This is a genomic window from Cyanobium sp. Lug-B, assembly GCF_024345635.1.
Lineage (GTDB): Bacteria > Cyanobacteriota > Cyanobacteriia > PCC-6307 > Cyanobiaceae > Cyanobium > Cyanobium minutissimum.
Map to the genome: position 1 here is coordinate 36,736 of NZ_JAGQBM010000004.1, position 12,533 is coordinate 49,268.

Annotated in this window: 15 protein-coding genes and 1 riboswitch; of the genes, 6 read left to right on the top strand and 9 right to left on the bottom strand. The window is 69.4% G+C overall.

All coding sequences use genetic code 11. The features are described 5' to 3' along the window. Nucleotides 1-2 precede the first annotated feature (2 nt). From glnT to KBY81_RS01710, 5 genes are all read right to left on the bottom strand, one after another. The gene (glnT, locus tag KBY81_RS01690) at nucleotides 3-1,367 is read right to left on the bottom strand and encodes a type III glutamate--ammonia ligase (protein WP_254975398.1); all 1,365 of its coding nucleotides are present in this window, start codon (nucleotides 1,365-1,367) and stop codon (nucleotides 3-5) included. Further along, nucleotides 1,367-2,068 carry a hydrogenase nickel incorporation protein HypB gene (gene hypB, locus KBY81_RS01695; RefSeq protein ID WP_106222854.1) on the bottom strand — a complete coding sequence of 234 codons (702 nt, stop codon included), beginning with the start codon at nucleotides 2,066-2,068 and terminating at the stop codon, nucleotides 1,367-1,369. Before hypB ends, glnT begins: the two co-directional genes overlap by 1 nt. A gap of 6 nt (nucleotides 2,069-2,074) precedes the next feature. After that, nucleotides 2,075-2,500 (bottom strand): hydrogenase maturation nickel metallochaperone HypA, encoded by a 426-nt coding sequence (locus KBY81_RS01700; RefSeq protein ID WP_254975399.1) that lies wholly within the window; start codon nucleotides 2,498-2,500, stop codon nucleotides 2,075-2,077. A gap of 3 nt (nucleotides 2,501-2,503) precedes the next feature. Continuing rightward, nucleotides 2,504-3,718: an agmatinase gene (speB, locus tag KBY81_RS01705; RefSeq protein ID WP_106222856.1), complete on the bottom strand. Its 1,215-nt coding sequence runs from the start codon at nucleotides 3,716-3,718 to the stop codon at nucleotides 2,504-2,506. Nucleotides 3,719-3,749: 31 nt separating this feature from the next. After that, nucleotides 3,750-3,909, bottom strand: a riboswitch (guanidine-I (ykkC/yxkD leader). Nucleotides 3,910-3,977: 68 nt separating this feature from the next. Continuing rightward, nucleotides 3,978-4,256: a DUF3136 domain-containing protein gene (locus tag KBY81_RS01710; RefSeq protein WP_106222890.1), complete on the bottom strand. Its 279-nt coding sequence runs from the start codon at nucleotides 4,254-4,256 to the stop codon at nucleotides 3,978-3,980. A gap of 227 nt (nucleotides 4,257-4,483) precedes the next feature. On the opposite strand from KBY81_RS01710, the gene KBY81_RS01715 reads away from it, so the two are divergent. From KBY81_RS01715 to ppk2, 3 genes are all read left to right on the top strand, one after another. Continuing rightward, nucleotides 4,484-4,621, top strand: coding sequence for a hypothetical protein (locus KBY81_RS01715; RefSeq protein ID WP_219904507.1), 138 nt, complete (start codon nucleotides 4,484-4,486; stop codon nucleotides 4,619-4,621). Nucleotides 4,622-4,659: 38 nt separating this feature from the next. Then, nucleotides 4,660-4,863 (top strand): hypothetical protein, encoded by a 204-nt coding sequence (locus KBY81_RS01720; RefSeq protein ID WP_106222857.1) that lies wholly within the window; start codon nucleotides 4,660-4,662, stop codon nucleotides 4,861-4,863. A gap of 105 nt (nucleotides 4,864-4,968) precedes the next feature. Further along, the gene (gene ppk2 / locus KBY81_RS01725; protein ID WP_254975400.1) at nucleotides 4,969-5,946 is read left to right on the top strand and encodes a polyphosphate kinase 2; all 978 of its coding nucleotides are present in this window, start codon (nucleotides 4,969-4,971) and stop codon (nucleotides 5,944-5,946) included. Here ppk2 and KBY81_RS01730 read toward each other — a convergent pair. From KBY81_RS01730 to KBY81_RS01740, 3 genes are read right to left on the bottom strand one after another with little or no spacing between them, the layout of a single operon-like run. Then, nucleotides 5,937-8,321 (bottom strand): type II CAAX prenyl endopeptidase Rce1 family protein, encoded by a 2,385-nt coding sequence (locus tag KBY81_RS01730; RefSeq protein WP_254975401.1) that lies wholly within the window; start codon nucleotides 8,319-8,321, stop codon nucleotides 5,937-5,939. The genes ppk2 and KBY81_RS01730 overlap by 10 nt on opposite strands. A 5-nt stretch (nucleotides 8,322-8,326) precedes the next feature. Further along, nucleotides 8,327-8,908 carry a rhomboid family intramembrane serine protease gene (locus KBY81_RS01735; protein ID WP_254975402.1) on the bottom strand — a complete coding sequence of 194 codons (582 nt, stop codon included), beginning with the start codon at nucleotides 8,906-8,908 and terminating at the stop codon, nucleotides 8,327-8,329. Nucleotides 8,909-8,944: 36 nt separating this feature from the next. Further along, a complete protein-coding gene (locus tag KBY81_RS01740; protein WP_254975403.1) occupies nucleotides 8,945-9,898 on the bottom strand; it encodes a malate transporter in 954 nt (317 codons plus the stop codon). Nucleotides 9,899-9,975: 77 nt separating this feature from the next. Between KBY81_RS01740 and KBY81_RS01745 the strand changes: the two genes are divergently transcribed. Continuing rightward, complete coding sequence (locus tag KBY81_RS01745) at nucleotides 9,976-10,782, top strand: prohibitin family protein (RefSeq protein ID WP_181280220.1); 807 nt, start codon at nucleotides 9,976-9,978, stop codon at nucleotides 10,780-10,782. Nucleotides 10,783-10,794: 12 nt separating this feature from the next. Continuing rightward, nucleotides 10,795-11,751, top strand: a complete 957-nt coding sequence (locus KBY81_RS01750) for an isopenicillin N synthase family oxygenase (protein WP_254975404.1) — start codon at nucleotides 10,795-10,797, stop codon at nucleotides 11,749-11,751. Between the two features lie 7 nt (nucleotides 11,752-11,758). Here the strand turns inward: KBY81_RS01750 and KBY81_RS01755 are convergent, their stop codons facing one another. Next, complete coding sequence (locus KBY81_RS01755; protein ID WP_254975405.1) at nucleotides 11,759-12,031, bottom strand: hypothetical protein; 273 nt, start codon at nucleotides 12,029-12,031, stop codon at nucleotides 11,759-11,761. A gap of 98 nt (nucleotides 12,032-12,129) precedes the next feature. Here KBY81_RS01755 and KBY81_RS01760 point away from each other — a divergent pair, with 98 nt between their 5' ends. Continuing rightward, on the top strand, nucleotides 12,130-12,381 hold the full coding sequence (locus tag KBY81_RS01760) for a chlorophyll a/b-binding protein (RefSeq protein WP_106222864.1): 252 nt from the start codon (nucleotides 12,130-12,132) through the stop codon (nucleotides 12,379-12,381). Nucleotides 12,382-12,533: the final 152 nt, after the last annotated feature.

The window sequence follows — 12,533 nt, forward strand, 5'->3', positions numbered from 1 at the left end:
GCTCAGAAGAACTCCAGGTAACGCTGCTGTTCCCATTCGGAAACAGCCGAGTGGTAGGACTCCCACTCTTCACGTTTGTAGGAGACAAACGCCTGGAACATGGCATCACCGAATACGCTTTCGGCAAGTGGATCGGCCGCGAAGGCCTCCACCGCCTCACCGAGCGTTCGGGGCAGCATGTTCAGGCCCCGTTCGGCCCGTTCCGCGGCGCTGAGTGTGTAGGCATTCACCAGGTTGGGGGCGCCGGGATCCAGTTCTTCTCGGATCCCTTCCAACCCGGCCGCCAGCATCAGGGCAGCGCCGAGATAGGGGTTGCAGGAAATGTCGGCAGCTCGGCATTCCACCCGGCCACCGGGTGAGGGAATGCGCAGCATGTTGGTGCGGTTGTTGTTGCCGTAGCAGACGAACACCGGTGCCCAGGTGAATCCCGACATGCTCCCCTGGGCCACCAGGCGCTTGTAGCTGTTGACCGTCGGGGCGATCACCGCGCAGATGGCGGGGGCGTGGCGCAGCACACCGGCGATGAAATGTTCCGCCAGCCGGGTGACCTTGCCGGGGGTCGCCTCGGGTGTGGTGAACAGGTTGGCCCCGGTCTGAACGTCCGCCAGGGACATGTTGAAGTGGGCGCCACTGCCGGTGCGATCCCCGAAGGGCTTGGGCATGAAGGTTGCCAGCAGACCGTGCCGATGGGCGATCTCCTTGGCCATCAGCTTGAAGAAGGTGAGCCGGTCGGCCATGGTGAGCACGTCGGCGTAGTCGAAATCGGTCTCGAACTGGCCGGGGCCGTCCTCGTGGTCGAAGGAATAGACCCCCCAGCCCAGGCCGTTCATCGCCTGCACCAGTTCGTCCAGCCAGGGCAGGTTGTCGAGCAGGCCGCGCACGTCATAGGCGGGTTTGTCGAGGGTGTCGCGGTCGCTGAAGGGGACCCAGCCCCCCGCGGCCCCCTTCTTCAGCACGAAGAACTCGGTCTCGATGCCGAGGTTGAAGCGGAAGCCCATGGCGGCCGCCTCCTGGCGCACCCGGCCGAGAATGTGGCGGCTGCAGGCCTCGAAGGGCCGGCCGTGCAGGTGCAGGTCGCTGGCGAACCAGGCCACCTCCGGCTGCCAGGGGAGCACGGTGACGCTGGCGGGATCGGGAACCGCGGCCACCTCGTCGTCGCTCACCTCCTGGGGAACGCCGTCGAGGGCTGCCCCGGTGAACAGTTCGGAGCCGGCCATCATCTGGCCGAGGTGCTCGAGGGGCACGGCCTTGGCCTTGCTCACCCCGTGCAGATCCACGAAGCTCGCCAGGGCGTAGCGGACCCCCTTGGAACGCAGGTCGGCCTGCAGGGCCGTGGTGGGGTCGGAGGCGGGATGCTGGTGACTCATCAGGCGTGCATCAGGGCGGGGGAGGTCTGGACGGCCTGGCGCTGGGCGTCGAGCCAGTCGTGCCAGGCCTCGAAACCCTCTCCGGTGGTGGCGGAGAGGCGGAACACGGCGGTGCGGGGGTTCACCTGGCGGATGTGGGCCTCGATCCGCTCCACATCCACCGGCAGGTGGGGCAGCAGATCCACTTTGGTGATCAGGACGCAGTCGGCTTCCCGGAACATGACCGGGTACTTGAGCGGCTTGTCGTCCCCCTCGGTGACGCTCAGGAGCGCCACCTTGCGGTGCTCCCCGATGGCGAATTCGGCGGGGCAGACCAGGTTTCCCACGTTCTCCACCCAGAGGATGTCCAGAGCGGCGGGATCGAGCCGCTGGCGCAGCAGCTTGAGGCCGCCGCTGACCATGGCGGCATCCAGGTGGCAGGCACGACCGGTGGTGATCGGCACCACCGGAATCCCCACGGCCTCCAGACGCTCGGCATCCAGCAGGGTGGTCATGTCGCCCTCGAGCACGGCCATGGCCCAGCGGCCGGCGAGGGCGGCCAGGCTGCGCTCCAGCAGGGAGGTCTTGCCGGCGCCGGGGCTGCTCATCACGTTGAGGCAGAGCAGGTTCCAGGCGTCGAAGTGCTCGCGGTTGTGGTCGGCCCGGTGCTGGTTGGCCGCCAGCAGGTTGAGGCCGAGGGTGTCTTCGAGGGGCATGTGCATGGCGGATCAGCGGGCGGCGGTGGGGAGGGAAGCGGTGGTTGGTGCGGTAGGCGAGGCGGGGCTGGTGGACGGGGCGGTTTCGAAGCTGTAGGCGACGGAGCGGATCCGCAGTTCACGGCCGCTGACGATCTCCTCCATCGGGTGGTGGCAGCAGGGGGAGCTGAAACCGTCGGCCGGGTCGGGGCTGTAGGTGGCCTGGCAGCGGACGCAGCGCCCCACCAGGGGCACCGACTCGATCACCAGCTCGGCGCCGTCGAGCCAGCTGCCCTTGACGGCATCGGCCCAGGTGACCACCAGCTGGTCGGGTTCGACGCAGGTGAAGGTGCCCACTTCGAGATGGACCCGATCCACCGCCGGCACCCGGGGAGCGTGCTGCTGCTTCCACTCGTTCATGGACAGCAGCAGGCAGCGCGTCATGTCGACTTCATGCATGCCCTATCTCCAGGCGCGGTCGACCTGCATGTTGCAGTCCCTGGAGAGCCAGGCGGGGGCTGACTTGCGGGGCAGCTGACCACTCACCACCAGGTGGGCCATGGTGTCGCAGATGACCCGGGTGGCCATGAGGGAGGTCATGTCGCTGACGTCGTAGGGGGGGGAGACCTCCACCACCTCAAGGCCGCAGACGGGCACGTTGCGCACGATCAGCTCCAGCAGCTTGAGGGCCTCGCGCGGCAGCAACCCTCCCGGTTCGGGCCAGCCGGTGCCCGGCACGAAACCGGCATCGATGCAGTCGATGTCGAAGGAGATGTAGACGCAGTCGGTGCCGTCGGTGGCCCGCTCGATGGCGTACTTGGCCGCCGCCTCCAGGCCCATGTCGCAGATGTCGGTGACGGTGAGCACGTTGGTGCCCCGCTCGCGGCAGACCTTCACCCCCTCCCGCGGCACCTGCCAGCCGCCGATGCCCAGCTGCACCAGGTTCTCAGCCGGGGCGTTGGCCATGTTGGTGGCATGGAACCACGGGGTGGTGTGCATGCGCTCGTCCAGGTCGGTCTCCTGGGTGTCGACGTGGCGATCGAAGTGGATGATGCCCACCTTCTTGTCGCCGAGGTGGCGGCAGACGCCCCGGACGGTGGGGAAGCCGATCGAGTGGTCGCCGCCCAGGATGATCGGGAAGGCGCCACTGGCGAACACGTGGGCAATGCCCTTGGAGATCTGATCGAAGCTCTTCTCGTTGTTGGCGGGGATGGTGAAGATGTCACCCACGTCGCAGAGGGTGATCTGCTCCCGCAGATCCACCCCCATCTCGTAGTTGTAGGGGGTGTAGAGGGCCGAGATGCGCCGGATGCCCTGGGGGCCGAAGCGGGTGCCGGGCCGGTAGGTGGTGCCGCTGTCGTGGGGAACGCCCACCACCGCCACGTCGAACTCGCCGACGCGGTTCACATCCTCGATGTAGGGCGCCTTCATGAACGTGTTGATGCCCGCGAAATGGGGCAGTTCACCGCGGGAGAAGGTGGAGATGCGCCGGTCGACGATGCTCGCGGCCGCCTCCAGGCCATAGCGGTGTCCCAGGTCGACTTCCTGTTGCCAGCCGGTGAGGGGCAGGGAGGCTTCCTTCTCCAGGGCCCGGGCCCCTTCACTGCCGGCCGGGTGGGGCCCCCGGTCGAAGGCGCTGGCCGCATCGGACGGGCGGCCGCTGGACGGATCGTTCATTCGGACCTCTGGGCACGGTGGGGATGGGGCGGTCTCCCGGGCTTTTGTCCCTCCGTGCCACGCACCGGTGAGAACAGGGTTCTCGCATCCGGTGGGTGCGCTTCTCTCGGACCAGGCATCCCCCCGGTTGCCGGCAGTGCCAGAAATGGCAAGGCCTGCAATGGGGGACCGGAACCCTAGAAGCAATATCCGCTCAGTGATCCTGAAGGCCCCCGGGCGGGACGGTTGTGACGGTTGCTACGGGATTCGGGCGCGGGTCTCAGGTAGGGCAGGGGAGACCGGCCGCCTTGCGGTTGGTCTCGCGGCGCAGCAGTAGGAAGAGATAGTCCGGGTCCTTGTACTGGCTCGGCAGGCACTGGTGCAGCTGCTCGAGCCGGTGCCAGCAGACCGTGCGCTGGATCTTTTTGAGGGTCCGACCTTCCCGGACCAGCAGGCGCAGAGCCTTGCAATACATCGAATAATTGGCCTCCAGTTCACCGATGGTGACTTTCGGGATCGTGACCTTCGGCAGGGACGCTGGAAGCGATCGGGCGGTCATCGGCCATCCTTCGGGGCAGGCCCCGCAGAGATCCATCCACTGTCGTCCATCGGCGGCCGGGGCGCGCCCCCCATCCGGGGACATTCCCGCGCCGGTCGCCGATCGGCCAGAGGCGAGCGCCATGGGGGTTCCCTGACCAGCCCGACGCCGGGGGGTGGCACCCCTTCCGATTCAGTTAAGGTTTGGGCAGCAGACGAATCCCCGGCATGTACGAAGACCATCCCGTGATGAACGCGCTGCTGCAGCAGCTCCGCTCCCTCAACGAGCAGTACAGCCACCTCCCCAACGAGCTCAACCGGTACCGCGTCGTGCGCCAGGAGCAGCTGATCGCCCAGTGGGCCCCCGGTGTCAGCGTCGCCGGCTGAGCCCTCCCTCCCCCTGTTGATGCCTCCCCCGTGAGGTGATGAACAAGAACCACCCCGTCTACCACTCCCTCATGGCCAGGCTGGAGAGTCTGAGGGACCAGTACCGGCAGCATCCCAGCGAGAGGAACCGTTACCGGCTGGTGCGGCAAGAGCAGCTGATCGCCCAGTGGGTGGCCGCCTCCGACCTGCCGACCCCTTTCTTCGCTTCCACGGGCGGCGCGCCGGCACCGGCGCCAACATGAAGAAAATCCCTCGCTTTGCCGTCGGGTGTCCCTTGTTGCTCTCGGGCTCCCTTTGACCCGCTATTCCGTAGACAGCACACCACTGTCGGCAGGAAGGGCAAAGGTATGGGCAAGAAGGACAAGAGTGGTCTCAAGATCAAGACCCTGAAGATCAAGTCGCCGAAGAAGAAGGACTCCGCAGGCAAGCACCGCTCGGACAGCGCCTATGGCAACGGTCTCGCCTCCTCCGGTGTGAGTGAGTCAGATCTCTACAGGCCCTCTCCGATCTTCGACGACCTCGCCAACCATTCCGAGGGACGCCCCCCCAAGCTGGATCGCAAGTTCTACGAGAAGGAACTGGCCCGGCTCCAGGTGGAGCTGGTCAAGATGCAGTACTGGGCCAAGCATGTGGGGTACCGCATGATCCTGCTGTTCGAGGGCCGGGATGCGGCCGGCAAGGGCGGCACCATCAAGCGCATCACCGAGCCGCTCAACCCGCGGGGCTGCAACGTGGTGGCCCTGGGCACCCCCTCCGACCAGCAGAAGACCCAGTGGTACTTCCAGCGCTACGTCGAGAACTTCCCCTCCGCCGGGGAAATCGTCCTGTTCGACCGCAGCTGGTACAACCGGGCCGGCGTCGAGAAGGTGATGGGCTTCTGCACGCCGGAGCAGGTGGATGAATTCATGCTCTCCTGTCCGGAATTCGAGCGCATGCTGGTGCGCAGCGGCATCACCCTGATCAAGTACTGGTTCTCCGTCAGCGATGACGAGCAGGAGGCCCGGTTCCGCTCCCGCCTGGAGGATCCCGCCCGCCGCTGGAAGCTGAGCCCGATGGACCTGGAATCCCGGGACCGCTGGGTGGAGTTCTCCCGGGCCAAGGACGAGATGTTCGCCCATACCAATATCCCGGAGGCCCCCTGGTTCACCGTCGAGGCCAATGACAAGCGCCGGGCCCGGCTCAACTGCATCCGTCACCTGCTCAGCAAGGTCCCCTACGAGGACATGACCCCCAAGGCGATCGAACTGCCGCCCCGCAAGAGCGGTGCCGACTACCAGCGCCCCCCGATGAACGAACAGTTCTTCGTGCCCAACGCCTATCCCTGAGCCCCCTCGACCAGCCAGCGGCGGCCCCCGAGCAGCTCCAGCCAGACCAGCACCACCAGCCAGTGGATCAGCACCGGGGCCGCGATGGACCCGGTGAGCTGGTAGGCGGCCACGCACGTCACCCCCAGCAGGGCGGCCAGGAGCAGGAAGCGGCCGTCGTCGAAAAGCTTGCGGCCCTGGCGGTACCAGAGCCGGCCGGCCAGCGGATGCCAGGCGACGAAGAGCCCCACGCTCAGGGCCCCCCAGGCGAGGGTGGCCGCAGCGCCCAGACCTTCCAGGGGATGGGGGAGCAGGGCGGCCCGGAACAGGGTCTCCTCCACCAGGGCCGGGGACAGCAGCAGGGCCGGGGCCCGGCGCAGCAGCAGCCAGGGCCGCAGCGCTGAAGCCGTCGCCGGCAGGAAGCCGCTGCGGCGCCCCAGGGGCAGGGCGAGGGCGGCGTAGGCCCCCAGCAGCAGGGCCGTCAGGGAAAGGCCGGTTCCGGCGAGGGGCGTGAAAAAGGCATCCATCAGCCGGGGCAAAGCCAGCCCCACCACGGGCAGCTGACCGAGCAGCTGGGTCGGCGCCAGGGGGGCCAGGCGCCGGTCGGCGCCGGGGAGCTGGTTGGTGCGCAGGACATGGAGCGGATCCCCGTGGCGCAGGAACACCCGGGCCATCTCGTCGTGGGCGCGGCGGGGCAGCATCGAGCGCCAGCTGAGCAGGCCATCCCAGAGGCTGGGGCTGGCCCTGAAGCGGTCCGGTGCATCGCCGGGCCGGTCCATCAGCGAGGCGTTGTGGCGCCAGTCGGCGCGCACCATGCCGAAGGGGGTGAGCAGGGCATCGAGGGAGCGGGCCAGGGAGGCGAGCCGGGGCAGTTCGGTGCCGTCGAGCTCGCGGCGGCGGCGGCGCAGCTGGTCGATGGCGATCCAGAGGGCCTGGCTGGAATCCTGCACGCAGGAGATGGCCGGCGACACCAGGGAGACCCCGCCGCCGTCACCGCTGCGGTAGCGGGCCATCAGCACCTCCGCCTGGATCGCCAGTTCCTCCAGGAGCAGGGGATCGGTGCGCACCAGCACGTCCGAGATCGGCCGCGTCCCGAGCCAGCCCCGCTGCAGGTTGCCGGTGTAGGCGCTCCAGTCCTGGCTGCCCGAGACGATGCCGTTGGGATTGTTGGCGTAGATCTGGTGGTAGCGCAGGTCGAAGCGGGGCTCCCCGGTGAAGGGATCGCGCACGACCCGGGCGGCGCCGAAGGCGAAGTGGCCCGTCACCGTGAAGCCGCTGATCGGCTCGCCATCGGGCCCGCCGATGCCTCCGAAGTTGTGGATCACCAGGGAGCGGTCACCGGGTTGCCAGGGGGCCTGCTCCCCATCGGGAACCAGGCCCACCCGGCTGAAGCGGCCGCGCCGGGTCTCGCCATCACTCCAGTTGACCCGGCTGATGGCGTTGAGGCCGGCCGCGGTGCCCCGCAGAACCCGGTCGCTCTCCAGACGGGTGAGGCGGCGCGGTTCCAGGGCCTGGGCGGTGAAGGTCCCTGCCCTGTCCGGGGCGCCATAGAGGTACCAGCCGTCCGTGCCGACGGGGGACTCCAGCAGTCCCTGGGGGTCGAAGAAGCGCCGGCCATGGCGATCGGGGGGCTGGCGGGGCAGTCGCACCGTCTCGATCGGGCCGCCGAAGTTCCCCCGGCCCCGGTCGTAGTGCTGCACCCGGAAGCGCTCCGGGTCGGCAGGGTCCCGGGAGAGCAGCCGCACCAGAGCCACCCAGCGTCCCGTGCTCTGCAGGGGCGGGCGACCGATCCGGAGCACGGTGTCGCCATCCCGCCGCTCGACGCGTACCTCCTCCAGCGCCACGGTGATGTCGTCGTGGGGATGGGCCCCCGCCAGGGTCTGCAGCGGCCCCACGTCGTTGCGGCCGTCGAGGCGGTTGGGCACGACATTGCCCTGCTGCGCCGCCAGAGCGGCCTGCTCCCCGAGCCGCACCGGGGTGCTCACCTTGCCCACCAGGGCCCGCAGCATCGGTTCGTCCCGCCAGCCCAGCCGCAGGCGCTGGCCGACCAGGCCCTCGTGGTCCGCCGGGGCCTGCTCCAGCTCCAGCCACACCCAGTCACCGCCGCCCTGCACCATCTCGGCCGCTGACGGAAGGATCAGGCGACCGAACCAGTCACCGTGGGGGCGGTAGAGGGACGGATCCGGCCGCCGCGCCAGCGGATAGTGGTCCGGACGGTTGAAGGGGGCGCGCCACGCGAGGTCGTAGCTGGTGGGCGGTGGCGGGACCACCGCGCCCAGGACACCCGTGGCCAGGGGCAGAACCAGCAGCGCCATGGCCATGGCGGCCGCCAGAAGCGCCACCCGGCGGCGGCGGTCGGGGCGGGGCCGCCCGGGCTCGGCAGGGGGCGGCGCCATGGGTGCTAACTGCCGCTTTCCCGGTGGATCGCCAGGGCCGCGAGCACGCCGCCGGCGAAACCGGAGGCGTGGCCGATCCAGCTCACCCCAGGGGGACTCAGGAAGGGCAGCAGGCTGGGCAGCGCCCCCCCGTAGGCGACCAGCGCGGTGAGCGACAGCAGAATCGAGAGGGGGCGGCGCTCCAGCCAGCCGATCAGCAGCAGGTAGCCCAGCAGCCCGTAGATGACCCCGGAGAGGCCATGGCTGGCCTGGTGCCAGAACAGCCAGACCGGGATGGCCGTGGCGTAGACCCCCAGCCACACCGCCAGGTAGTCGCCCCGGCTCTTGGCCAGGACCAGCCAGGACAGGGGCAGGAACCAGAGGCTGTTGCTGATCAGGTGACCGAAGCCTCCGTGGCTGAAGGGGGCGGTGAGCACCCCGAGGAAGGGGCCCCCCGGCACCATCGGCAGGTTCCAGCGGCCCCCGAAGAAGACCTGGTCGATGATCTCCTGGGCCCAGGGCACCGCCAGGATGAGCACCGGCAGCACGGCCATGCCCTTGAGACGGGACAGGCTGCGGTCGAGCCGCTGGGCGAGGGAACCGGCCATGGCCGTAGGCGGACGGGCAGTGCGTGTCGGCCTGTCCTAGCTCCCCAGCGGACCGCTCAGCAGCCACCACCACAGCGGAACCGAGACCAGGGCCAGGGCGGTGCTCCAGAGCACCAGCATCGCCACCGCCTCGACCGCCTGCGGCCCCCCGGCTTCGGGGGACGGCCGCTGCCCGGCGCCGGCCGCTTCCGTGAGCAGCAGCACCGAGAGGGCCGTGGGGGCCGCCGCCTGCAGCACCACCGCGTCCCGCAAGGCGGAGGGCAGCCCCAGCAGGCCGGCCAGCAGCAGCATGGCCGCCGGCAGCACCAGCAGCTTGCCCACCAGGGGCGCAACCAGGACGTTCCCCCCGACCTGGCCGGCCGGGCGGCGCCGCAGCATCAGACCCAGCCGCATCCCCACCAGGGCCAGGGCCACCAGCACCACCAGCCGGGCCGGCCACCACAGCCACTCGGCCAGGGCGGCGCTCCAGGGGGTCTGCTGCAGCAGCACGGCCAGCGCCAGCCCCCGCATGGCCGGGCTGGTGGCCAGCCCCAGCAGCTGGCGGCGGACGCCGCTGGCGCGCCGTTCCACCAGCAGCGGACCGAGGCTCCAGGTGATCAGGGTGGCCATCAGATCGAAGGCGATCGTGAAGCCGATGGCCTCGGCCGGCAGCAGGGCCAGGGCCACGGGCAGCCCCCAGTAGCCCGTGTTGCCCACGATGCAGCCCAGTTGCAGGCTGCCCTCGGGGATGCGCCGGCCCAGAGCCGGCAGGCGCATCAGCAGCAGGCCCAGACCCGAGGCGACCGCCGCCATCAGGGCCGCCGTGAGTAGCTCGGCCCGGAAGCCCGCCCGCAGCAGCAGGGCCACCAGGCTGATGGGGATGCCCCAGTGGATCAACGGCGGGGCGAGCCGTCCGGGCAGCCCGGGGAACCGCATCCCCAGCAGCAGGCCGACACCCAGGGGCGGGACCAGTTCGAGCAGGAACCGCAGCACCAGCCCTCCCCAGGCCATCGGGCGCCCCCACCATGGCGGCCCCCGGTCTGCGGCGCTGCCTAGGGTCGTCGCTTCCCCAGGTGCCCAGGTCTCCGATGCAATCCCCCATGCGCTCCGGGGCCGACAACGGCTTTGGCGGCCTCTGGCAGCTGGTCTTCGCCGCCGCGCTCGCCGGCCTGGTGCTGCTCACCCAGACGGTCTTCATCGTGCCGGCGGGCAGCGTGGCGGTGGTCACCACCCTCGGCAAGGTCACCGGCGCGCCGCGACAGCCCGGGGCCAACCTCAAGATCCCCCTGGCCCAGAACACCTCCCTCTTCGATGTGCGCACCCAGGTGCGGCCGGAGCAGTTCTCCACCCTCACCAAGGACCTGCAGGTGATCCAGGCCACGGCCACGGTGAAGTACGCCATGAAGCCCGCCGAAGCGGGCCGCATCTACGAAACCATCGCCACCGACGACCAGCAGATCTATCCGCGGGTGATCCAGCCGTCCCTGCTGAAGGCCCTCAAGTCGGTCTTCTCCCAGTACGAACTGGTGACCATCGCCACCGAGTGGAACTCCATCTCCGAACTGGTGCAGGAGAAGGTGGCCGAGGAGCTGCGCAAGTTCGACTACGTGACCGTGCAGGGTCTGGATCTGACCGGTCTGCAGATCGCCGAGGAGTACCGCGCCGCCATCGAGCAGAAGCAGATCGCCGAGCAGCAGCTGCTGCGGGCCCAGACGGAGGTGCTGATCGCCGAGCAGGAGGCCAAGCGCTACCAGACCCTCAACTCCAGCCTCGACGATCAGGTGCTCTACAAGCTGTTCCTCGACAAGTGGGACGGCCAGACCTCGGTGGTGCCGGCCCTGCCGGGGGCGGCCGGGGGCGGCGGCAGCCCGGTGATCGTCAACGGCCGCCGCTGAGCGGGACACCCGATGCACGAGGCGATTCTGGATGTGGATCTGCTGGCCTTCGAGCGGGGTCACGCGGACGCCCGCGACGCCGTGGTCGACGGGGTGAGGCGCAGCCTGGCCAGCGGCTTCGTCTACACCAGCAGCGACCTGCCCGTCGACCTGCTGGACACCGCCTACGGGCTCCTGCAGCGGTTCTTCGCCCTCGAGGCCGACACCAAACGGCGCTTCCGGGCCCCGGGCTCCAGCGGCCAGACCGGTTACACGGAGGTGCTGGTGGAGACGGCCGCGGGCAACGACCAGCCGGACTGGAAGGAGATGCTGAACTGGTCGGAACCGCTGCCGCCCGGGCATCCCCTGCGGCTCCGGTTCCCGTCCCTCTACCCCGAGCAGGTCCTGCCGGAGGCGGCCGTTCCCGGCATCACCGCCGTGCTGGGGGAGTTCCACCGGGCGATCGCCGATCTCCAGCGCCGCTTTCTGCGGGTGATCGCCGTGGGCATGGGCTGCGCCGAGGGCTTCTTCGAGGAGATGGTGCGTGAGGCCCCCACCCTCACCCGGGCCCTGCGCTACCCCCCCATGGCCCAGGCTCCGGGGCAGGGCCATGTGTGGGCGGCGGCCCATGGGGACATCAATCTGATCACTGCCCTGCCCAGGGCCACCGGGCCGGGGCTGCAGGTGCATGTGGCCGGGCAATGGGTGGAGGCCGCCCCGCCGGAGGGGCGGGTGATCATCAACACGGGTCTGATGCTGGAGCGTCTGTCCAACGGCCGCATCCCCACCGGCTGGCATCGGGTGGTGGCGCCGCCGGGGGCCACCGAAGAGCGCCACAGCGTCGTGCAGTTCTGCCATGCCCGGCCCTGGACGGTCCTGGCGCCGGTGCCCTCCTGCTGCGGCCCGGATCAGCCGCAGCGTTACAGCGCCATCTCCGCTGCAGATGCCCTCGAGGAGGTGCTGTACCGCATCAATCTGCTCGAGAACTGATCATCCGCTAGCGAGGATGGCGCTCGTTCAGAAGTCCACCGTCGCCCATGAGTTCGACAATCCAGGGTGCCGGGATTCTCTCGATGTCGCCGGTGTCGATATTGAGCACCCGGGCGAAATCCGCCGGTGTGGGGCCGCTGAGCTCGCAGATCCTGCCGATGAACCACGGCCTGCCGGCCATGGCGACGACGGCCAGGTGGCCGGCTCGAGCTTCACGGAAGCGCTGGGGGTTGGCCCGCCGCAGCGGGGCCACTGCAGGATCGATCTGGCCGGGTGCCATGGCGGGCCTCTGGTACACCTGTACTGTAGCCGGACCATGCGGGCGTGCCACCGTTCTGGCGGTGACCCATAGGCTGGACGCATCCGAGGGCATCATCCGTGGACGAAGACAGCAGGCAGCAACCCGGTACGGACACGGCCGAGCCGCCGTTTCTCTACGAGCCCCTGGAGCGGTTCGGGGAGGGCCTCACCACCTCCCGCCCCTGGAATCGGTCCGCCCTGGCCGGGGTCGAGCGACTCAACGGACGGGTGGCGATGATCGGATTCCTGGCGGCCCTGATCGGCGAAGAGCTCACCGGCAGGGGGATTGTCGGTCAGCTGGCCCTGATGCTGCGCTGGCTGCTGGGCTGAGCCCGTGCGTCAGGCCCACGGCTCGATCGACGGCAGGGTGGCGTGTCCAGGCGGGCAGGTGACAACGTGGGGTCGATGCGGCGACCACGGGACGTGACCTTTGGTCTGGTTTGTTTGTTCGTGTGCTATTCGATGGTGTTGTCGTGAGAGCT